Annotated in this window: 25 protein-coding genes and 1 pseudogene; 21 read left to right on the top strand and 5 right to left on the bottom strand. The window is 36.9% G+C overall.

Annotation, left to right across the window (positions count from 1 at the left end):
• The first annotated feature begins 51 nt into the window (after positions 1–51).
• Both recX and AC3B5B_RS01435 read left to right on the top strand, forming a co-directional pair.
• Entirely contained in the window at positions 52–831 is a 780-nt protein-coding gene (gene recX / locus AC3B5B_RS01440; RefSeq protein ID WP_489769126.1) for a recombination regulator RecX, read from the top strand.
• A 66-nt stretch (positions 832–897) separates the two neighbouring features.
• Positions 898–1,434 carry a DUF402 domain-containing protein gene (locus AC3B5B_RS01435; protein WP_489757307.1) on the top strand — a complete coding sequence of 179 codons (537 nt, stop codon included), beginning with the start codon at positions 898–900 and terminating at the stop codon, positions 1,432–1,434.
• Between the two features lie 51 nt (positions 1,435–1,485).
• On the opposite strand, the gene AC3B5B_RS01430 is transcribed toward AC3B5B_RS01435, so the two are convergent.
• Positions 1,486–1,947, bottom strand: a complete 462-nt coding sequence (locus AC3B5B_RS01430; RefSeq protein WP_489757308.1) for a hypothetical protein — start codon at positions 1,945–1,947, stop codon at positions 1,486–1,488.
• 416 nt (positions 1,948–2,363) lie between these two features.
• On the opposite strand from AC3B5B_RS01430, the gene AC3B5B_RS01425 reads away from it, so the two are divergent.
• From AC3B5B_RS01425 to AC3B5B_RS01390, 8 genes and pseudogenes are all read left to right on the top strand, one after another.
• Entirely contained in the window at positions 2,364–3,941 is a 1,578-nt protein-coding gene (locus tag AC3B5B_RS01425) for a peptide chain release factor 3 (protein ID WP_489757309.1), read from the top strand.
• Positions 3,942–4,050: 109 nt separating this feature from the next.
• Positions 4,051–4,386, top strand: a complete 336-nt coding sequence (locus tag AC3B5B_RS01420; protein ID WP_489769125.1) for a PadR family transcriptional regulator — start codon at positions 4,051–4,053, stop codon at positions 4,384–4,386.
• Positions 4,358–5,029 (top strand): DUF1700 domain-containing protein, encoded by a 672-nt coding sequence (locus AC3B5B_RS01415; RefSeq protein WP_489769124.1) that lies wholly within the window; start codon positions 4,358–4,360, stop codon positions 5,027–5,029. Before AC3B5B_RS01420 ends, AC3B5B_RS01415 begins: the two co-directional genes overlap by 29 nt.
• Positions 5,026–5,907: a DUF4097 family beta strand repeat-containing protein gene (locus AC3B5B_RS01410; RefSeq protein ID WP_489769123.1), complete on the top strand. Its 882-nt coding sequence runs from the start codon at positions 5,026–5,028 to the stop codon at positions 5,905–5,907. Before AC3B5B_RS01415 ends, AC3B5B_RS01410 begins: the two co-directional genes overlap by 4 nt.
• 102 nt (positions 5,908–6,009) lie before the next feature.
• Positions 6,010–6,405 carry a MerR family transcriptional regulator gene (locus tag AC3B5B_RS01405; RefSeq protein ID WP_489757313.1) on the top strand — a complete coding sequence of 132 codons (396 nt, stop codon included), beginning with the start codon at positions 6,010–6,012 and terminating at the stop codon, positions 6,403–6,405.
• Positions 6,402–6,932 (top strand): annotated as a pseudogene (locus AC3B5B_RS01400) (NAD(P)H-dependent oxidoreductase). The gene AC3B5B_RS01405 and the pseudogene AC3B5B_RS01400 overlap by 4 nt, the downstream one beginning before the upstream one ends.
• Before the next feature lie 23 nt (positions 6,933–6,955).
• Positions 6,956–7,960 carry an aldo/keto reductase gene (locus AC3B5B_RS01395; RefSeq protein WP_489757315.1) on the top strand — a complete coding sequence of 335 codons (1,005 nt, stop codon included), beginning with the start codon at positions 6,956–6,958 and terminating at the stop codon, positions 7,958–7,960.
• 29 nt (positions 7,961–7,989) lie between these two features.
• Entirely contained in the window at positions 7,990–8,853 is an 864-nt protein-coding gene (locus AC3B5B_RS01390) for an aldo/keto reductase (protein ID WP_489769122.1), read from the top strand.
• Between the two features lie 91 nt (positions 8,854–8,944).
• Here the strand turns inward: AC3B5B_RS01390 and AC3B5B_RS01385 are convergent, their stop codons facing one another.
• The gene (locus tag AC3B5B_RS01385; RefSeq protein ID WP_489769121.1) at positions 8,945–11,185 is read right to left on the bottom strand and encodes an ATP-dependent Clp protease ATP-binding subunit; all 2,241 of its coding nucleotides are present in this window, start codon (positions 11,183–11,185) and stop codon (positions 8,945–8,947) included.
• A 483-nt stretch (positions 11,186–11,668) separates the two neighbouring features.
• Here AC3B5B_RS01385 and AC3B5B_RS01380 point away from each other — a divergent pair, with 483 nt between their 5' ends.
• From AC3B5B_RS01380 to ptsP, 3 genes are all read left to right on the top strand, one after another.
• A complete protein-coding gene (locus tag AC3B5B_RS01380) occupies positions 11,669–11,854 on the top strand; it encodes a hypothetical protein (RefSeq protein ID WP_489757318.1) in 186 nt (61 codons plus the stop codon).
• A 136-nt stretch (positions 11,855–11,990) separates the two neighbouring features.
• Entirely contained in the window at positions 11,991–12,257 is a 267-nt protein-coding gene (locus AC3B5B_RS01375; RefSeq protein WP_489757319.1) for a phosphocarrier protein HPr, read from the top strand.
• Positions 12,257–13,990 (top strand): phosphoenolpyruvate--protein phosphotransferase, encoded by a 1,734-nt coding sequence (gene ptsP, locus AC3B5B_RS01370; RefSeq protein ID WP_489757320.1) that lies wholly within the window; start codon positions 12,257–12,259, stop codon positions 13,988–13,990. The genes AC3B5B_RS01375 and ptsP overlap by 1 nt, the downstream gene beginning before the upstream one ends.
• Before the next feature lie 126 nt (positions 13,991–14,116).
• Here the strand turns inward: ptsP and AC3B5B_RS01365 are convergent, their stop codons facing one another.
• Positions 14,117–14,647: a DapH/DapD/GlmU-related protein gene (locus tag AC3B5B_RS01365; protein ID WP_489769120.1), complete on the bottom strand. Its 531-nt coding sequence runs from the start codon at positions 14,645–14,647 to the stop codon at positions 14,117–14,119.
• Between the two features lie 118 nt (positions 14,648–14,765).
• Between AC3B5B_RS01365 and AC3B5B_RS01360 the strand changes: the two genes are divergently transcribed.
• Positions 14,766–15,179, top strand: coding sequence for a CopY/TcrY family copper transport repressor (locus tag AC3B5B_RS01360; RefSeq protein ID WP_489769119.1), 414 nt, complete (start codon positions 14,766–14,768; stop codon positions 15,177–15,179).
• Positions 15,180–15,247: 68 nt separating this feature from the next.
• Here AC3B5B_RS01360 and AC3B5B_RS01355 read toward each other — a convergent pair whose 3' ends face one another.
• On the bottom strand, positions 15,248–15,661 hold the full coding sequence (locus AC3B5B_RS01355) for a hypothetical protein (protein ID WP_489757323.1): 414 nt from the start codon (positions 15,659–15,661) through the stop codon (positions 15,248–15,250).
• Positions 15,662–15,688: 27 nt separating this feature from the next.
• Between AC3B5B_RS01355 and AC3B5B_RS01350 the strand changes: the two genes are divergently transcribed.
• From AC3B5B_RS01350 to AC3B5B_RS01335, 4 genes are all read left to right on the top strand, one after another.
• The gene (locus AC3B5B_RS01350; protein WP_489757324.1) at positions 15,689–16,426 is read left to right on the top strand and encodes an MBL fold metallo-hydrolase; all 738 of its coding nucleotides are present in this window, start codon (positions 15,689–15,691) and stop codon (positions 16,424–16,426) included.
• Between the two features lie 141 nt (positions 16,427–16,567).
• Complete coding sequence (gene spxA, locus AC3B5B_RS01345; protein WP_489757325.1) at positions 16,568–16,969, top strand: transcriptional regulator SpxA; 402 nt, start codon at positions 16,568–16,570, stop codon at positions 16,967–16,969.
• Positions 16,970–17,043: 74 nt separating this feature from the next.
• Positions 17,044–17,685 (top strand): adaptor protein MecA, encoded by a 642-nt coding sequence (locus AC3B5B_RS01340; protein ID WP_489769118.1) that lies wholly within the window; start codon positions 17,044–17,046, stop codon positions 17,683–17,685.
• Positions 17,686–17,773: 88 nt separating this feature from the next.
• The gene (locus AC3B5B_RS01335) at positions 17,774–18,682 is read left to right on the top strand and encodes a competence protein CoiA (RefSeq protein WP_489769117.1); all 909 of its coding nucleotides are present in this window, start codon (positions 17,774–17,776) and stop codon (positions 18,680–18,682) included.
• On the opposite strand, the gene AC3B5B_RS01330 is transcribed toward AC3B5B_RS01335, so the two are convergent.
• Positions 18,633–19,259, bottom strand: coding sequence for a DsbA family protein (locus AC3B5B_RS01330; protein ID WP_489757328.1), 627 nt, complete (start codon positions 19,257–19,259; stop codon positions 18,633–18,635). The genes AC3B5B_RS01335 and AC3B5B_RS01330 overlap by 50 nt on opposite strands.
• A gap of 297 nt (positions 19,260–19,556) precedes the next feature.
• Here AC3B5B_RS01330 and yjbM point away from each other — a divergent pair, with 297 nt between their 5' ends.
• From yjbM to AC3B5B_RS01315, 3 genes are read left to right on the top strand one after another with little or no spacing between them, the layout of a single operon-like run.
• Positions 19,557–20,234, top strand: a complete 678-nt coding sequence (gene yjbM, locus AC3B5B_RS01325) for a GTP diphosphokinase (protein WP_489769116.1) — start codon at positions 19,557–19,559, stop codon at positions 20,232–20,234.
• Positions 20,212–21,009 carry an NAD kinase gene (locus AC3B5B_RS01320; protein ID WP_489769115.1) on the top strand — a complete coding sequence of 266 codons (798 nt, stop codon included), beginning with the start codon at positions 20,212–20,214 and terminating at the stop codon, positions 21,007–21,009. The genes yjbM and AC3B5B_RS01320 overlap by 23 nt, the downstream gene beginning before the upstream one ends.
• Entirely contained in the window at positions 21,009–21,893 is an 885-nt protein-coding gene (locus AC3B5B_RS01315) for an RluA family pseudouridine synthase (protein ID WP_489769114.1), read from the top strand. Before AC3B5B_RS01320 ends, AC3B5B_RS01315 begins: the two co-directional genes overlap by 1 nt.
• Positions 21,894–21,900: the final 7 nt, after the last annotated feature.

The following is a 21,900-nucleotide window of genomic DNA, read 5'->3' as shown; positions in this document are numbered from 1 at the left end:
GATGAAGTTATTAAAGCTAGTATAGCATAGGTGCAGAGGAGATAATAAGTCGTGAAAATTACCAAAATTACCGCACAAAAACGTCCGGGACGCTATAATATTTTTTTAGATGATCAGTTTGCCTTTGCTGTAGGTGAAAATGTCTTGATTAAGTTTCATTTAATCAAGGATCAAATGCTAACACCAGAACAGGTTGAGCAAATACAACAATCGGAACAAAAAGATTATGCGTATAATCAAGCTTTAAATTATTTAAGTTATCAATTACGCAGTACTGCCGAAGTTAAAACTTACTTAAAACGGCAAGATGTTGACACTCCAACGATTACCGCGATTATTACTAAACTAGAAAAAAATCAATACTTAGATGATTTACAATATGCGGAAAGTTTTGTCCGAACGGAATTTAAAACAACATTAGATGGTCCAAAGAAAATACAACATAAATTGCAACAAAAACACATTGATCCGACTTTAATTCAGCAAGCGTTAGAACTTTATACCACTGAACAACAAGTAATTAATGCTACGAAATTAGCACAAAAATGTTGGCATCAAAATCAACAACATCCGCATAAAAGGCGCTTACAAAAGGTCTTACAGCGTTTAATGGCTGCCGGATTTAGTAGTGAGATTAATCAATTAGTTCTGCAAGATTTACCCCAAATAAAAGATGAAGATCAAGAACAAGAATTACTCCAAAAGACGCTGCAAAAATTGTGGCCTCGTTATCAAGCAAAAGATCAAGGGCGCAATAAACTATATGCAGCTTTATTACGGCGGGGCTTTACAAGTGATCAAATTCGTCCCCAACTCGAAAACTTAAAATAGTTGTGGCATAAACGGCCTAGTTTGATATAATTTAATTGCGTGAGAAAGTGGAAAGCTGGTTCAACTATGCAAGTTCCAAGAGAAGGAGATTACATAGCAATCCAGAGCTATAAGCATAATGGTCATTTGCATCGTACTTGGCGTGATACAATGGTTTTGAAAACTAGTGAAAATGAATTGATTGGTTGTAATGACCGAACTTTAGTAACTGAAAGTGACCATCGGCGGTGGTTTACCCGTGAGCCAGCTTTAGTTTATTTTCACAAACATTATTGGTTTAATATTGTCACAATGTTACGAGAAAATGGTCCATCTTACTATTGTAATTTGGCAACGCCTTTTGTGTTAGACCGTGAGGCTTTGAAGTATGTGGATTATGATTTAGATGTTAAAGTATTTCCGGATGGTGAAAAACGCCTATTGGATGTGGATGAATATGCGGCTCATAAACGAATGTGGCGTTATTCTTCAGAAATTGATCAGATCTTAAAGGAAAGTACGGAAACTTTAATTGATTGGGTTGAAACTAAAAAAGGACCATTTTCGCCCGGGTATGTTGCCTTATGGTATCAAAGATATCAAGAATTATTGCATCGTGCTTGAGGAATTGACTATGTAAATTAAAAAAGCAGGTTTTCCTGCTTTTTTAATACGTTATTTTTGGGAAGAATCAATACTTAAGGTACTGTATTCTAGGTTGGAAGCTAGAATTAAAGAGAGAACTAAGAGGGCAATCAACCATCCCATCAAAGTACCCTGAATGCGATAAGGTTGAAAGAATACATGGATTAACTTAGCTGCGGTAATGGTTAAAATAAAATCAATAATAAAGTTGAGATAAAAATTGGTTAAACTGTAATCAATATTGAAAAAATTAATAATGGTGCGTAGTGAACGATTAGTTGTTTGATGGGTAATAATTTTGATGGGCCGATGAGCAATTGATTTAACCGCGACCATTAAAATTGCACCAATAATTGCACATATAATTAACCGCCACCAACTGTTATAATGATTAACAAGTGCATCATAACCAGTGCCGATTAAAGCGAGACATAAAAGATAAGGTATAATGAATAAGAAAGTGTAAATTACAAAAACTTTTTTATTAGACATAATGAGGTCCTTTCATTTCTTGATTCAAAGTTAATTTTAGCATTTGTTGTAAAAAAATGGTACGTCAACTACTCCAAAGTCAGAATTGGCGAGCAGAAAAAATGATGGTTAAAATTTAGATGAATATCGTGCTAGAAGGTAGACACTTTGATTTAATAATGACTAAATTTTTTAGTTAAGAACTAATTTTAGGCGTTAGTAACTGAGCTGTTCAGCATTTTTTGCCAGAACTTATTTTTAAAGGAGAACATGATATGTAAACTACAGCAATTAGTAGTCAAAATCATTAATAATAGTGTGAAAGTGCAATTTAAATATCCAATAAGGAGACGCTTGATCTTTGAAAGTAGTTTCTTTTAATGAGTATATTTTTCTTTGCTGTGAAATATAAATATTAATTAATGGAGAGTAATCAAATGAAGCAATCGGATTTAAAACAGGCGGTTAACCAAAGACGGACGTTTGCGATTATTTCGCATCCGGATGCTGGTAAGACCACAATTACGGAACAAATGTTATTATTTGGTGGAGTAATTCGGTCTGCCGGCACGGTTAAGGGTAAAAAAACTGGTAATTATGCAACATCAGATTGGATGGAAATTGAAAAGAAGCGGGGCATTTCAGTCACTAGTTCGGTGATGGAATTTGATTATCAGGGCAAGCATGTTAACATTTTGGACACGCCTGGTCATGAGGATTTTTCCGAAGATACTTATCGGACTTTGATGGCCGTTGATGCTGCGGTGATGGTGATTGATTCGGCTAAGGGGATCGAAGCACAGACCAAGAAATTATTTAAAGTGGTTAAACAACGGGGAATTCCCATTTTTACTTTTATGAATAAATTAGATCGGGATGGTCGTGAACCCTTGGATTTAATTGGCGAATTGGAAGACCTTTTAGATATTGAAGGTTGTGCGATGAATTGGCCGATGGGTAGCGGTAAAACCTTACAAGGATTATATGATTTGAGTAATAATCGGATTGAATTGTATCATCCCAAAAACGCTGATGAGCGCTTTTTACCGTTAGATGATCAAGGACATTTAAGTCCAGAGCAGCCGCTGACGACGGATAGTATTTATCAACAGACTTTAGAGGAAATTGGACTGATTAAGGAAGCTGGTAATGCTTTTGACCCCGGCAAGATTGCTCAAGGTCAACAAACCCCCGTTTTCTTTGGTTCTGCCTTGACCAACTTTGGGGTACAAACCTTTTTAGATCAATTCTTACAATTAGCACCAGCTCCTAGTGAACATCAATTAATTGATGATTCGACAATTGCCGCCGATGATCCGGAATTTTCCGGTTTTGTCTTTAAGATTCAAGCCAATATGAATCCTAAGCATCGTGATCGAATTGCGTTTGTCCGGATTGGTTCCGGAGAATTTGAAAAGGGAATGGATGTCACTTTAAATAGAACCCAGAAACAACTCCGTTTAAATAATGCGACTGAATTTATGTCAGATCAGCGTGAACAAGTAAAGAATGCAGTTGCGGGTGACATTGTTGGTTTATATGATACGGGCAATTTTCAAATTGGCGATACCATTTATGCTGGTAAACGAGCAGTGCAATACCCAGACTTACCACAATTTACGCCAGAGTTATTTATGGACGTCATTCCCAAAAATGTGATGAAACAAAAGTCCTTTCATAAAGGAATGCAACAGTTGGTACAAGAAGGGGCGGTGCAACTTTATCGCAATTACCAAACGGGCGATTATATTTTAGGTGCCGTCGGGCAATTACAATTCGAAGTCTTTAAATTTCGAATGCAAAATGAATATAACACAGAAGTGATTATGAAACCGATTGGTTCCCGGATTGCCCGCTGGATTAATCCCGACCAACTTGATCCGGCTATGTCTTCTAGTCGAAACATTTTAGTCAAAGATTTAGATGATCAACCTTTATTCTTATTTGAAAACCGTTTTGCTGAACAATGGTTTGAAAATAAGTATCCAGATGTGCAATTAACTGCGAAACTCTAATTGAGTCATTTTCGGGTGAAATTTGTAAAAGCATCATTGGCACATTTGTCAATGATGCTTTTTTATCATATAATACTATATGAAATATAACATTAAAGGAGATAGCGTGATGGCAATTCAAGTTCCCACGCGATTATTAGATGGTACGGTTTTATCATTTTTGCGTACCCAAGATTTGTATGGCTACGCTTTGACACAACAAGTACAGGGTATTTTAGATATTTCTGAATCGACGATTTATCCCGTCTTACGACGTTTAAAAAAGAATGGTTATTTGGAAACATATGATCAGCCCTATCAGGGACGTAACCGCCGCTACTATCATTTAACGGCGGCGGGGCAAGAGCTATTTGGTCAGATTCAAGCTGATTGGCAACAGTTTAGTCAACAAATTAATCAGGTGATGGGGGAAGCTCATGAATTCAATCGTGAAAAGTTATCTTGAGGAACTGAAGAACAACTTAACTGCTTTGCCAGTTGATGAAGCTCAAGATGTGATCTTGTTTTACCAAGAATTTATTTTAGATGCTGGTTTTAAAGAACGCTGGCAATTAGATGATGAATTGGGAACGCCCAAACAATTAGCCCATAAAATTTTAGCTGATTATTACTTAGCAGCGGATCCTTTGTTGCCAACAGTTACTGAGCCAGCGGCGCCAATTGCAGCTAAAAAGTCTTCGCGCCATAATTTGCATGTGATTTGGTGGATTGTCTTAGGAATGTTGGCTGCCCCCATTGGAATTCCTGCCATTTTACTTGTGGTGGGCGCCTTTTTAGCGATATTAGTGTTAATCGTTGCATTAGTGGTAATCTTTATTGCAGTTATGTTGGCTTGTTTATTCAGTAGTGTTTTCCTTCTGGTCAAAATTACACCGCTTCTAATGACCGCTCATTGGGCAGTGGGGTGCTTTTATCTCGGAATTGCGTTGATGATGTTAGCAATTTTAGTTGGCTTAGGACCGCTGTTAATCAAGTTGATGCGTTATTTGACTAATCGGGGCGTAGTTTTGATTCGTCATTTGGGACAAAAATTTTTGAAAACTAATTATTTTCAAAAAAAATCATTACACCGAGGAGATCAATCATGAAAAAATGGTATCAGACTAGTCTGGCAATCTTTTTATTAGGATTGGTTTTGTTAATTATTGGGGCCTCTAATAATGGTTTTCAGTCCTTAATTAGCCACTCACTAACTGCGAAAGTAACAGTTCTTAGTAATAACAAGAAAGTGCAAATTAAGCGAAAATTACCAGCATTTCAAGAGCTTGCGCTCAATAGTTCCGATACTGATGTACAAATTAAATTAGGTAAAGCTTACCAATTGCAGTTAATTGGTGCTTATAAACAGCCCGTTAAAATCAAACAAAGTGGTCAACAGCTGCAAGTCATTACGAAGCAACCGAACTTTAACTTTGTTAATATAGCCGGAACCAAGGCCCCAAAATTAGTGCTGACAGTGCCCGAGAAACATGATCTTCGGCAGTTGCGCTTGCAAACAACCGATTCCAACGTTCAAGTGCAGCAGTTAAAACTGCAACAGTTATTAGTGAAGCAACATGATAGTCACTTAACACTAAAAAACGTTCAAGCTCAGCAAGAAGCACAAACAAAATTGTGGGACTCCAATTTGCGAGTCCAAAATTGTGAACTACCAAGTTGGCGTTGCCAGCTAGCTAATAGTAGCGTGCAGGCCCAACATGTGCAAGCTAATTTACAAGGTCGATTACAGGACTCGCGAGTTAAAATGCAGGATTTACTTTTACAGGATAGTTCGCACTTACAGTTGGCTGATAGTCATCTAAATGTTCAATTGCGCCAACCAGCTATTAATTATCGCATCAAAGGACACGCCACGGTCTTAAAAATTGCTGGTCGGCAAATCCAAAATGACTGGGTTCACCATAGTACAGTTAATTTAGAACAACTAAATTTAAAAGCACAAGATAGTCACATAACATTAAATTAATATTGACTTAAAGTTAACTTTAAGTAATATGATGAAGCTAGGATTAAAAATAATCCTAGCTTTTTTGTTAAGTAAGTTAATTTTAGTTTTAGAGGTGATGGTATGAAGGATTTGTCGATAACTGCGGTTAGTCAAAAGTACAATATTACGCCGGCAACGTTGCGTTATTATGAACAAATTGGTTTGTTGCCGCCGATTCCTCGCAAGCCCAATGGTAATCGCTATTATCCGGAAATAATTCAAGATTTAATTGAAATGATCATTTGCTTGCGTAATTCAGGAGTGGCGGTAGAGCCATTAATTGAATATGTTCGTTTGATGCAACAGGGACCCAAGACTTTAAAACAACGTCAAACTTTGTTGGAACAACAGCGTGCCATACTGCAGCAAAAACAAGTCAGTCTTCACAAGTCCATTCAACGTTTGGATCATAAAATTAATTTATACGAAACAGGACAAGTGAAAGAGTATCCCATCTTTAGTCAGGAGGAATCATGAAAACAATAGTTTTATTATTTCATCCGCATTTAACAACTTCACGAGTGAACCGACAATTAAGTCAGGCTTTAACTGCGGATATTGTAGTACGTGATCTGTATCAATTATATCCTGATTTTCACATTGATATTAAAACTGAGCAACAATTGTTGACCGCCAATCAGCGTATTATTTTACAATTTCCGATGTATTGGTATAGTGCGCCTGCATTGTTGTAACAATGGGAATGTGACGTATTGCAAGGTGACTTTGGTGGTCAAGGCACCGCTTTGGCTGGCAAAGAATTGGTGATTGCGGTTTCTCCGGGAGCTAATAATTATGGCCGTGAGCAATTTGTGCAATATACCGTTAATGAATTATTGCGTCCGTTTCAAGCAACTTGTCATTTGTTCAAAATGCAATTCATGCAACCATTTGTGACGTTAGGAGCTTCTAGTTTGAGCGATGCACAGTTACAACAGCAAGCACAAAAATATAATCAGTATCTGCATACCAAACGGTTAGCGCCACTGGCCACTTTTGGTTAAATAAGAATAGGAGATTAATTATAATGCAATATCAAACAATTGGAAAGACCGATATTCAAGTTTCACCCTTGTGTGTAGGAGCCATGAGTTTTGGCAAAGCAGGAACCATGCATGATTGGACATTGGATGCTGCGGCGACGGAACAAGTGGTTAAACATGCTTTAGATTTAGGAGTCAATTTTTTTGACACAGCCAATGGCTACTCAAAAGGAACTAGTGAGGAGTATTTAGGTCAAGCACTCAAAAAGAATGTTGCGCGGGATCAAGTTGTTATTGCCTCGAAGGTTTATTTTAATCCCGGGCGGTTATCCAAAACAGCCATTCAACATGAAATTGATGGGACGTTAAAACGTCTAGGCACAGATTATGTCGATTTATATTTGGTACACCGGTTTGATTATCAGACTCCGATTGAAGAAACTATGGAAGCTTTAAATGAGTTAGTGACTGCGGGTAAGGTTCGAGCAATTGGTGCTTCTGCCATGTATGGTTATCAATTTCATAATATGCAGTTAGTGGCGCAACAACATGGTTGGGCACAATTTCAAGCTATGGAAAACCACTATAATCTGTTATATCGTGAAGACGAACACGAATTGATTCCAATTTGTCAACAATATGATGTATCCTTAATGCCATATAGTCCTTTGGCCGCCGGCCATTTGGCACGTTCCACATGGCAAGGTGATACTTTACGAGCCAAGACAGACCGGGTAGCAGTGGGGAAGTATGATCGGATGGAAGCCGAAGATGTCAAAATCGTGCAACGGGTGCATGAGTTAGCTGATAAATATCAGGTTACTATGGCACAAATTGCAATTGCTTGGCAATGGGCTAAAGGTGTGACGGCACCAATTATTGGAGCTACCAAAGCAAGGCATTTTGATAGCGCAGTCCAAGCTTTAGATGTTCAATTGACCCCAGAAGATGTGCAATATTTAGAAGAACCGTATGTTCCGCACCCAATTGTGGGCGCGATTGATCAAAATCCCCCTGAGGGCGTTGTGTTATTAGATGAAAAGAAATAATTGCATCTAAATAAGAAAGCTGTGATCAGATGAAAACAGTTGAGCTAGCTAATGGTGTGCAAATGCCGCAGGAAGGTTTTGGTGTATTTCAAGTTGCTAATAAGGACTGTGAGCAAGTTGTTTTAAAAGCTTTGAATACCGGTTACCGGTTATTAGACACCGCTAGTAGTTATCAAAATGAAATCGCAGTGGGGCGAGCATTGCAAAAAAGTTCCGTTCCGCGCCACGAGATCTTTTTGACCACTAAAGCCTATATTCCGGAGATGGGTTATCAGGCCACGCTAACGGCATTTGAAAAGTCTTGTCAAAAATTAGGCACAGATTATTTGGATTTATATTTAATTCATATGCCGCTAGCTGATTATTATGGTTCTTGGCGAGCAATGGAGCAGTTGTACCAACAAGGCCGTATCCGAGCAATTGGCGTATGCAATTTTTCAACAACTAATTTATTGGACTTAAGTTTTAATTTTGACATTCAACCAATGATTAATCAGATTGAAACGCATCCACTATTTCAGAGAACTGCAGAGCTTGATTTTATGAAGCAACAACGAATTCAACCCGAAGCGTGGGCACCTTTTGCGGAAGGTCGACAAGACATTTTTCACGAGCAATGTTTGCAAACAATTGCTTCACGGCATCACAAGTCAACAGCGCAAGTGATCTTGAGATGGAATATTCAACGAGGCGTAGTTATTATTCCTAAGTCGGTTCATGAAAAACGAATGCAAGAAAATTTAGATATTTGGGACTTTACATTAACTGATTCAGAAATGAAAGAGGTTACCAATATGGACTTGAAACATCCACAAATGTTAGATTTAAACCAAATTAGTGAAGTACGTCGAGTTTATGATTATTTAAATCATCCAGTTTTGACCAGTCTCTAAAAACTTTAATGTTTGAAATATAGAAATATGTAAAAAAAGCGAACCAATCTTTCAACTGATTCGCTTTTTTAGTAACTATAATTAAAGCTGCTTATTTTTTCGACTGCTCTTGATTGTCATCATCGGAAGAAGTCTTTGTCTTATTTTCAGCAGTTTTTTTAGTTTCACCGTTATTAGTTTCAATTTTAATGTTATCATTGTCTAACACTGCTTTAAGATGCTTTTCCTTAGGATGATCAAGATAATGGTCGGCCACACGATCTTCAATTTGTTCTTGAATGACCCGCCGTAAAGGACGAGCACCCAAGGCTGGATCGTAACCTAAATCCACAATCTTTTCTTTGGCAGGTTGGGTAACTTCAATATCTAAACCTTGATCAGCAATCATTTTGTTAGTGTCTTGAATCATTAAGTTGACAATCTTTAATAAGCTGTCCTTAGATAACGGATCAAACTCAATAATGCCGTCGAACCGATTTAAAAATTCAGGTTTAAAGTAATTGCCTAATTTGTCTAATACGGAATTAGTGGTGCCATTGGCCTCAGCACCAAAGCCAACGCTGGCTTCACTTTCACCTTGCCCAGCATTCGACGTCATAATAATGATGGTGTCTTTGAAGCTGACAGTACGTCCTTGAGAATCGGTCAAACGGCCGTCATCTAAGATCTGTAAAAACATATGCATAACATCCGGATGAGCTTTTTCAATTTCATCTAATAAAATTAAACTGTACGGATGCCGCCGGACTTGTTCAGTTAATTGGCCCGCTTCTTCATAACCGACATACCCTGGAGGGGAACCAATTAATTTAGAAACGCTGTGCTTTTCCATGTATTCCGACATGTCAAAGCGAATCATGGAATCTTCACTACCAAAGAGTTGGCGTGCTAATTGTTTAGCCAATTCGGTTTTACCAACGCCAGTCGGTCCTACAAAGAGGAAGGATCCAATTGGCCGTCCCGTTTTGTTAAAACCAACTCGATTACGGCGAATTGCCCGACTAACTTGTTCTACGGCTTTATCCTGACCAATGACATGAGCTTCAAGTTCAGGTGTTAAGTTGCGCAATTGTTCTTGTTCTTGCGCCTTTAATTCACCAACGGGGATATTAGTTTTTTCTTCCACGATACTTTCAATATCTTTTTCAGTTACCTTGGGTTCTTTTTCAGTATCGGTTTTATTATCACGAACATTTTCGAGCTTTTTGGTTTGATCGCGGTAAAAAGCAGCTTTTTCATAATCTTCTTGTTTTAAGGCTGTTTGCTTATTAGCCTCCGCCGCTTTGATTTTTTTCTCAATTTCTTTAGGATCAACAGGATTTAAAGTAAGATTTTTTCGTGAACCAGATTCATCTAATAAATCGATAGCTTTATCAGGTAGAAAACGATCTTGAATATAACGATCTGATAACACCGCTGCCGCTTTAATCGCTTCTGGGGTATATTTGACATGATGATAAGCTTCGTACTTTGGTTCAATACCTTTTAAAATTTTCAGAGTCTGTTCAACACTAGGTTCATTGACTTCGACTGGTTGTAAACGTCTGGCTAAAGCAGAGTCTTTTTCAATTTGCCGATATTCATTAAAAGTTGTCGCACCAACTAATTGCAATTCGCCACGTGCTAAGGCGGGCTTTAAGACATTACCAGCGTCCATACCACCTTCAGCATTACCAGCACCGACAATTTCGTGAATTTCATCAATAAAGAGAATAATGTTTTTGTTACTTTGCAATTCTTTAATCAATTCTTGCATGCGTTGTTCAAATTGCCCCCGCACGCCAGTTCCTTGAACTAAAGAAACGACATCCAAGCGAATGACACGTTTATCTTGTAATTTTTCCGGAACTTCGCCATCGACAATTTTTTGGGCTAATCCTTCTACAACGGCGGTTTTACCAACCCCAGCTTCACCGATTAAAACGGGATTATTTTTAGTACGCCGATTGAGAATTTCAATGACACGTTCAATTTCTTTATCACGACCAATCACCGGATCAATTTTCCCGTCCTTCGCTTGAGCAGTAAGATCGACCCCAAATTGGGCTAAAATACTATTTCCATTATTATTGTTACCGCCACTACGTTGGCTTTGTGCGGACATTTGTTGCTGACGACGCATTTCTTGTTGTGGATCTATGGCGCCAAATAGAGAACTAAGATCTCCAAAGCCAAATGGATCGTTATTCATATTTGAATTACCTCCCATCGCTTGTTGCTCACGCAACTTTTGATAACAACTTTGGCATAAATTTACTTCTGCGCGTTGTCCATTAACACTAGTGTAGAGATGGATAGTTGCTTCATTCTTATGACAGTTTTGGCAAAGCATTAACTACATTCCACCTTTCTGAAGAAGAATTTAGATCAATTTTCAAACCGTTGAATTGAATCGTGAAGTTCAAACCACAACTGTCTTCAAAAGAAAACACTTGTTAAGTGAAGTTGAGACATAAAGAAAATATTCATATTTAATATAAATATTTTTTCTTTATGGTGCTCTGAAAATCAGAATTTGGGGCTGAACTACATCGAACAATCAAGTAAAAGTTCATACTTCATGTTGGATGCAGTTGGTACTCAATTTCTGAATAACTTTGTCCCAACCGTACTTATTGAGTTTTACTTCAGGAGTGTTTGACGATTGAGTACTAATTATTAGTACAATGTGAATTATACAATTAGCACTCTCAACATGCAAGTGCTAAAAACAAAAAAATGAATTTTTTGTTTAAAAATACTTGACTTTACATGTTGAACACAGTATATAAGGAATGATTTAGTTATTAAAGTATTTTGCATTGTGAGGTAGAAAATGGATTACGAACAAGAAATTTTAGATTTAATTGCTGGCAAAATTGATCAAATAGAAGTTGATAGTGAACATTTTTTTGAATTTAATCAAGCGTGGCTAAATTGTCCTCAGCATAAACAAATTATTGGTTCTGCACATCGAAATGGGCGTGTCACATATAAATTTTCTGAAAACGGAAGCAATTAGTTATTAAGGCTGATGGCTTCGGAATTTTATTGGAAAAAACTTGCCTTGTATTTTGAATAATGGTAATGTAGTTTTGATGTTAAGTTAACCCTTTTCACTCAAAATGAAAATTAGGCTTAAAGAGAGGTTATTAAATATGGAAAAGAAAGATTTTCACGTAATTGCAGAAACCGGAATTCATGCACGTCCTGCAACAATGTTAGTACAAGCAGCTAGCAAGTTTAGCTCTGACATTAACTTAGAATATGATGGTAAGACAGTTAATTTGAAATCTATTATGGGTGTGATGTCTCTTGGTGTTGGTCAAGGCGCTGATGTAACGATTACCGCTGATGGTGATGATGCTGCTGAAGCAATCACTGCTATTTCCGAAACCATGACTAAAGAAGGACTTTCAGACTAATGACGAAGACTTTAAAGGGAATTGCTGCCAGTGATGGTTTTGCGAATGCACCGGCTTATTTATTGGTGCAACCTGATTTATCCTTTAAAAAGCAGACAGTGACTGATACAACAGCTGAAGCAGAACGCTTGCAAGCTGCGATCAAGCAATCTGATGCTGAATTGACAACAATTAGAGATGCTGCTAAAGAGGCTTTGGGTGAAGAAGAAGCTCAAGTTTTTGATGCTCACAAAATGATTTTAGCTGATCCCGAATTTACGGGTGCAGTTGCTCAACAAATTAAAGACGATAAAGTTAATGCTGAACAAGCTTTGAGTGATGTTTCTAACAAATTTATCGCCATGTTTGAAGCGATGACTGATAATAAGTACATGCAAGAACGGGCGGCTGATGTACGCGATGTTTCGAAGCGCGTTATGAGTCATTTATTAGGGGTTGAATTACCTAATCCGGCCTTGATTGATCACGAAGTTATTATCGTTGCACACGATTTAACGCCAAGTGATACAGCACAGTTAAATAAAAAGTATGTTAAAGCTTTTATTACTGATATCGGCGGACGGACTGCGCACTCAGCTATTATGGCACGTTCGTTGGAAATTCCGGCCATTGTGGGTACAGATACGATTACTGCGGATGTTAAGTTAGGCGATGAATTAATTGTTGATGGTGTTCACGGTGATGCTGTCATCAACCCTAGCGCTGACGACGTTAAACACTACCAAGATTTAGCTGATCAGTATGCTGAAGAAAAAGCAGAATGGGCTAAGCTCAAGAGTGCTCAGACCGTGACTGCTGATGGGAAGCATTTTGAAATTGCAGCTAATATTGGAACACCAAAAGATTTAGCTGGTGTCAAGGCCAATGGTGCGGAAGCAATTGGCTTGTATCGGACTGAATTCTTGTATATGGATTCTGCCGAATTACCATCTGAAGACGATCAGTTTGAAGCTTATAAAGAAGTTTTAGAAGGTATGGATGGTAAACCAGTTGTTGTACGGACAATGGATATTGGTGGTGATAAACATTTACCATATCTACCATTGCCTGAAGAAATGAATCCGTTCTTGGGTTATCGGGCTATTCGAATTAGTTTGGATCGTCAAGATATTTTCCGGACACAATTACGGGCTTTGCTACGCGCTTCGTCTTATGGCAAGTTGCGGATTATGTTCCCAATGATTGCTACTCTTCAAGAGTTCCGTCAAGCTAAAGGTATTTTACAAGAAGAAATGGATAAATTAACTGCTGAGCAGATTCCATTTGATGCCAATTTAGAAGTTGGAATCATGATTGAAATTCCAGCAGCGGCCGTTTTAGCAGATCAATTTGCTAAAGAAGTTGATTTCTTTAGTATTGGAACGAATGATTTGATTCAATATACTATGGCTGCTGACCGTGGTAATGAACATGTTTCTTATCTTTATCAACCATACAACCCGTCTATTTTACGCTTAATTAATCATGTGATTAAAGCGGCTCATCAAGAAGGCAAATGGGTTGGTATGTGTGGTGAAGCAGCTGGCGATTCTGTCATGGTACCATTATTGTTAGGTATGGGCTTAGATGAATATTCAATGAGTGCTACTTCCATTTTACGAGTACGTTCATTGATGAAGCATCTGGATACGACAGAGTTATCAGACTTAGTTGATCAAGCTTTGAATGTTTCCTTAAGTAATGCGGATAATGAAAAGTTAGTTAACGATTTTGTTGCGACACATCGTAAGTAATTATTTAATTAATAGCAAATAAAAAACTAGGATCAAGTTGAGACTACGTAATTGTAGAGAACAACTTTTGGCCTAGTTTTTTTATTTGATCGAATTAGCAAGTGGGAAACAATTAGACGTGAAACCTTACAATGTTTTGATGATTTTAGCCGGAACGCCAGCAACCATTTGATTGGCAGGTACATCATGATTAACTACTGCACCAGCAGCAACAATAGAATTTTCGCCAATGGTCACACCCGGTAAAATGGTAGCATTGGCACCAATCCAAACGTTTTTTTGTAGATGAATAGGTTTTAAATCTAAAATATTTCTTTGACTAGGATCGGTTAAATGGTTTACAGTAATTAATGATGCTCGGGGGCCAATCATGACATGATCTTCTAAAAAAATACCACCCAAATCAGTAAACATTACGCCGGTATTAATAATAATATTTTTACCAAAATGGATATTGCCTCCAAAGTCCGTATAAAAGGGCAATTTCAAGGAGACACTGTGATCAACTGTGTGGCCGGTAATTTTACATAAATATTTATGAATCTCTTGTTGAGATCTTGAACCGGTATTTAATTCTTGTACTAGTTGCATGTTACGGTCAATTGCAGGCCGGTAAGTTGCTTGATATTCAGGAGTGGTAAAATCTAATAGTGACATCGCAATATCCTTTTTTACAGGCTATTATAATTGTTTAAGGAACTATTGCAAGTTAATTATGAGACTACGAGAGCGCCAGCTTGTTAATTGACAATGATAATTTGAAGGAGAAAAGTTAATGGAGAGTATTTCCAATTCAGAATGGGAAGTCATGCGAGTGTTATGGACTTTAAAATCGGCATCAGCTAATGAAATCGTACTTAACTTGGAGCAAACTAAGTGGCAACCTAATACCATTAAAACCTTGATTACGCGCTTAACTAAAAAGCAGGTAGTGGGGGTTGATAAGTCGCATCGTCCGCAAATTTATTATCCGTTAGTTCAAGAAGAACAAATGATGAATCAAGCAGTTGTTGATTTGTTTCAGCATCTTTGCGCAATGAAGCAGGGAGCGGCATTAATTAATTTGGTGAAGCAAATTAATTTGAACCAAGCAGATCTTCAAACACTAAAACAATTATTGTCACAAAAAGAAAAGACCGCGCCACAGACAATTGCTTGTAATTGTTTAAAGGCTGCACATTGTAAATAGTAATTAACACAGAATTTAATTAGCAGAACGGCTGGTATATTTGACAATTAATTGTTTTTACGTTGATGTCATTGCCCAACTTGGAGATAGCCGGTTAAAGAAGCATTGAGTTGCTTGACGGAAATGTTTAGTAATTGACTGACCGTTTGTAAAATTTGAGGATGTGAGGTAATAATTAACAGTTCTGGTTGTTCAAGTTGTTGGTACAAGATACTATGACTAGGTAATTTGACCGCTTGATTAATTAAAAGTGCCCGATTGTCTGTATTTAACTGCATAAAAGCCAAGTAAAAGTGTGTTGCAATGGTGAGCTTAGCTTGTGGAAATACGGTTTGCCAGACATTTTTTTGTGTCGGCGCGACATTTTTTTGAATTAATAAATAATCATGTGGGTGTTGCACATTATGTGCAAATAGACTATTCTGATTCAAATATGTGGTTAAAAAGGATTGCGTACCAAAAATTAATTTAATGTTGGACATATTAATTCTCCTTATGAGGTGTAAATAATGAAGATCACAGTTTTAGGGTATTATGGCGGTTATCCATACCGTCAACAAGCAACGACTGGTTACTTATTACAAGACCAGGGCTATAACTTGCTGTTGGATTGCGGTAGTGGTGTTTTAAATTCATTACAAAATATTTTGGATCCGTTGCAGTTAGATGCGGTAGTTTTGACTCATTATCATCATGATCATATTGCTGATATTGGTGTTTTACAATATTATTGGCAATTACATGAAGGAACCAAAAAACAAGCTGTTTTGCCCATCTATGGTCATACTCAAGACCCATTGAATTTTGCTAGTTTAACGTTTGGTAATTTTACACAAGCGAAGGCTTATTCACCGTTACAATCGTTAAACTTGGGTCCCTTTACGCTTGATTTTAAACAAACTATTCATCCAGTGCCAACTTTTGCAACTCGTATTACTGATTCGCAAAATAAAGTGCTGACTTTTACTGCTGATACGGCCTATTTTGCTGATCTAGCTACTTTTGCTCAAAAATCTAATTTGTTGATTACCGATACTAATTTTGGAACAGCTAAGACAGGACAATTGTGGCACATGACTTCTACTCAATCAGGACAGCTGGCCCATGATGCTCAAGTAGATGCCTTATTAATTTCTCATTTACCACAAAATTATCCGTTAGATAAATTAGTTGCTGAGACGCAACAAGCCGCTGGTGAGATTCCGGTTGCTCGGGCCAATACTGGCTGGCGCAAGGTAATTGATTAGGGCTATTCCGACAAAGATTGCTGATTCGTTGTAGTTAAGCCCTCAGCTAAGCAGAAAGCTAGACATTAAATTTTGACTTACCTATAATTGAATTGTGATTAAAAATAATCGCTAAATTATTTAAAAAAGGAGAAATTCTATATGGTAACCTTATACACATCTCCAAGTTGCACTTCTTGTCGGAAAGCCAAAAAATGGTTTGAGGACAATAATATTCCTTATAAAGAGCGAAATATTTTTGCACAACCACTTTCAAAAGATGAAATTAAAAAAATTCTTCAATTAACTGAAGATGGTACCGAAGAAATCATCTCCAAGCGTTCTAAAGCTTATCAGGCTTTAAATGTTAACTTAAATGATTTAACGGTTGATCAATTAATCAGTTTAATTGAAAAAAATCCAGGCTTATTAAGACGTCCAATTATGATGGATGAGAAAAGTTTGCAAGTGGGCTACAATGAAGACGAAATTCGCCGCTTTTTGCCAAGAGCAATTCGGGTAATGGAATTACGAGAACTACAACGTGCGCAAGCATTTAATTAGTAAATTTTTCAGATTAACCTTTTACTTTCTGGTGATGCCTGTTAGAATAAATTAATAAGTGAGGTGGGTCAGCCATGGAAGTGGAACACGTTAATGAAAACATGATTCGAGTAACATTGGAAAGTCATGACTTAAAGGAACGTGGAGTAACGGTTCTAGATTTATTAGGTAATCGCAAGCAAATTGAGAGTTTCTTTTATAATATTTTAGAAGAAGTAGATACAACTCATACATTTGTTAAAGATCAGACCGTTACCTTTCAGGTTATTCCAAGTCATAAGGGCTTAGAGTTATTAATAACTAAAGTTCCTGATCAAAAACAAGAAGATACTGAAGAAGACCATGATCTTTTGCAAGCATTAGACGTTGTGGCTAATCCCACAGAAACAGATTCTTCCAATGATGATTTAGTTAATCTTGATGACCCAATAAAAACAATTATTTTTAGTTTTTCTGAGTTCGAAGATTTCGTGGAATTAAGTAAAGCTTTACGAGTTAATTCGGTTGTTAGTAACTTGTACCAACTTCAAGGTCAATATTATTTAGAATTAATTATCTATACTGATCAATTACGTAGCGTTAGTGTTGCTGATATTATTGCCTTGGCTAAAGAATATGGTCAATTGGCTAATGTGTCTGAGCCAATGTTGTCAGAGTATGGTCATTTAGTGATGGAACAATCTGCATTGGAATTAACACGTTATTATTTTGCATAAATAATTCTCTTAAAGATACTAGTTTTAATTTGATTAATTCAAATTAAAACTAGTATCTTTTTTGTAATTAAAATAAGGTGTTAATTATATGTTAGTAGCAAAGAATCAATCCGGAGAATTAATATATGCGTCCGAATATCAAGCACCACAAGCGGTATTTTGTCCGCAATGTCATCAACCAGTACAATTAGTTGTGCGCCAGCAGCAGCGACCTTATTTTCGACATGTGGTTTCACATGCGGGAAATAATGAAACGCCAATCCATCTGCAAGGTAAACAATGGTTAGCGCAATGGTTGCGTGAACAATTTACCGTTCAATTAGAATATGTTATAGATCCCAAGCAGCGCATTGATGTTTATGCTTATAACCATCAATTTCGGTTAGCAGTGGAATATCAATGTTCGCCCATTAGTTCGCAAGAATTAGCAACACGCCAACAGCAGTATTTACAAAAAGGTTTACATCCGTTGTGGATTTTTGGACCGCAACATTATCGGTTGAAAAATCAACTAACACACAGTCAAGGTTTATTGAGTTTTAATCAACAGTGGGGATATTACATTTTATATAAATTACCACGAGAAGATTTTTTGCGGTTGTGTTATCATTTTGCTTTGAATCCGAGTAGCAGACAATTATTTTGGCAAATGAAAAAGATTTATACCTGGACGCAACTGTTACAATTTCAAAGGCCATCTAGTCATTATCAAATTGCCACGATTGACTGGTCACAATGGTATCTAACACACTGTCGTTATCCTGACCAGCAGTTTATTCAATTTCAAAATTGGTGTTATCAACAACAGCAAAACTTGCTTGATTGGATCAAAAAAACACCGTCGCAGACGGTGTTTCCCATTTATAAATACTTAGGTTGTTATTTACCATTAGTTTATCATTTTAACATTCAAGCTCTTTCTGATTTTCCCCTAATTAATTCAGAAATTACTTTACTAAATGCAAAACAGGATTGGCAGCAATTTGTTGATCATTAAGCTCAGTATCAGAGATTAATGATTTTAAGACTGTCGTCAATTCAATCGGTGAACAATTCTTCAAACAAAAGGCTTGGGCTTCTTGATTTTGAGAATAATCATAAATTACCGTTGTCGGTGTTTCATTGATTCCTAATTCAGAAGCAATTTTTTGATCTTCAATGCATTGGCTCAAGGTTAATTCATTTTTAGTATCTTTAACCATCGTACGCCAATCTAAATTAACGCTTTGAGCAATTTCTTGCATTAACTGAATCGTAAACTTTTGCGATTGAAAGTTGATGGCATGTTGAAGATTAATTAAGAATTGGCGGCCTTTTTTGTTGCCTTGAAAAGTAGCTGCTTTATAATAAAGTGTTGCTTGATAAACATCATCGGTTAACTTATTGCGCAGATTAATGTCGTGTAAGTTATAGTTATTGTTTTTTAAATAATGATCCATTGATAAAAAATTGTTTAAAGCGACAAACTTAAAATGTGCATTGATGTGATGCTTTTTAGCAAAATCAATAATTAATTGTTCCGTTTTTAAACAACGTTGACCAATCGGATTAACAAAAACAAATACTTCCCACATATTGCTAATACCTCCTAAAACCCCATAATTAGAACATATATAAGTTAAGATACCAGATCTGAAATATTTTTCAAATAATAAGCCTTCAAAAGTTCAGTGAAGCGCGATTTTGAACAGCTTTGGATGTTTAAAAAGCGAACTTTAACATAAAAGCTGGAGTTTTAGGATGATAGAACCAGGGGACTTATTTAGTAGGAATTAAAATAATGTTCGGATTGCAGTCTTTCCAAATAAAAAATAAATTTAAACTAGAAATGACAAGCATTATGTTATAGTTAAACGGGCGAGGTGATTAAAATGAATGATCAAAATTGGGATACTTTTTTATTGCCATATGAACAAGCAGTTGACGAATTAAAAATCAAATTACGTAGTATGCGCAAAGAATTTATCAATTTAGGAGAACATTCGCCAATTGAATACGTAACGGGCCGGGTAAAAACTGTAGCCAGTATTAAAGAAAAAATGCAACGGCGGTTTATCACACCGGAATTATTGGAACAGGATATGCAGGACATTGCTGGTTTAAGAATTCAATGCCAATTTGTGGAAGATATTTATCAAGTAGTTGATATTTTGCATAATCGTACGGATTTGTCGGTGGTTGAGGAACGTGATTATGTAACTAACAGTAAGCCTAGTGGTTATCGTTCTTATCACGTGGTTTTACGGTATCCAGTCCAATTAGCCACCGGTGTGAAGGAAATTTTAGCAGAAATTCAAATTCGCACGTTGGCTATGAACTTTTGGTCAACGATTGAACATTCCTTAAATTACAAATATCAAGGAGATTTTCCAGAAGATATTAATTCGCGTTTAAAAAGGGCTGCGGAAGCATCTTTCATGTTGGATGAGGAAATGTCTAAAATCCGTGAAGAAATTCAGGATGCCCCTAAATATTTTGCTAATCAAAAGTTTAATAATTCGAAGCAATCAAAGGAGAAACAACCACATGAAGGTGTGGATTCAAAATAATTTTAAAGATTTATCGCGAAAATTGGCCCAGCAATTAAATGCTAAGTTATTAGCAGCTGGAGTAGTAATTACTCAAAAAGACCCAAACCTAGTCATTACAATTGGTGGCGATGGTACTTTTTTGAGTACTTTTCATAAATTCGCCCAGCAATTAGATCAAGTGCAATTTGTTGGCATTCATACGGGACACTTAGGTTTTTATACTGATTGGAAAGATTCTGAAGTAGATGAACTAGTGGAACAAATTTTACAAGGGCCCCAACAAGTGGTTACTTATCCATTGCTAAAAGTTAAGATACAGTATACGAATGGTTGCCGTCGACAATTTTTGGCGTTAAATGAATCGCAGTTGAAACGGGTTTCCCAAACAATGCGCGCTGACATTTTAATTGACGGTCAATTATTTGAACGTTTTCGCGGAGATGGCATCACGGTCTCTACTCCTACAGGCTCGACAGCTTATGCAAAGTCTATTGGTGGCGCCATTATTAATCCTAATTTAGAAGTGATGCAGTTTAATGAAGTAGCACCGATTAATAATCGTGTTTATCGTACCGTTAATTCACCCTTAATTTTGCCTAAAGGTCAAGTGATTACCGTGGTACCGCAGATGGCAACTGATTATGTTTTGACCGTAGATAATTTGGCTTATGATAAAAATTTAGTTGAAAAAACTCAATACCAAATTGCAGATGAAAAAATTCAAATTGCATCTTATCGTACCAAGAATTTTTGGCAACGAGTACGGAATGCATTTTTAACGGATGGTAGTTAATGAATTATCGGTGGCTCAAGACCAGTTCTAATGAACAAAATTTACGACAATTTTTACAGCAACAAGGCTTTTCTAAAACGCAACTCAAACAAATTCAATATCATCAAGGACATGTTTACGTTAACCACAAACGACGTTATTGGAGCTTTAAAGTCAAAGTGGGTGATGAAATTATTGTCACTTTACCAACTGAACAAGGCTCCGAGCAAATTCAACCCATTTCAGGGGCACTGGCAGTTTTATATGAAGATGATAACTATTTATTAGTTAATAAACCAGCCGGGATTGCTTCGTTACCTGCAAAAGGGTTAACGACTGTAACAATGGCTAATTTGGTGAAGGCTTATTTACAAAGAACGCACCAAGTCAATGATGTGATTCACTTGGTATCCCGATTAGATCGTGATACTTCAGGCGTTTTGACATTTGCTAAGAATGCTTATGCACATCACTTAATTGATCAACAATTTCGCACACAAAGTATTACCAAAGAGTATATAGCCCTAATAAAAGGACACTTATCTGCTAATCAAGGCAAAATTGATCTACCAATTGGTGTAGATCCTAAAAATCATAATTTACGTTGTGTCGACCAACAGGGAAAATGGGCTTTAACCAAATATCAAGTATTGCACCGTATGTCGGATTTCACGGAGGTTAAAGTGCAACTGATTACGGGGCGAACACATCAAATCCGCATTCATTTTGCGGCAATTGGGCATCCGCTACTAGGTGATCAAGCTTACGGGGGTGCTAGTCCTTTAATTAAAAGACAGGCACTACATTGCTCAAAGTTAAGTTTCTTTGATGCAATTGGGCAAAAACAGCTTGTTATTCAGGCTCCATTACCTTCAGATTTAACTCGTTTAGTCAGCAAATGTTAATTTTTAT

The organism is Bombilactobacillus sp. ESL1187, from assembly GCF_058107155.1.
The sequence above is the reverse complement of the archived record's forward strand: the minus strand, read 5'-3'. Positions and strand labels throughout refer to the sequence as shown.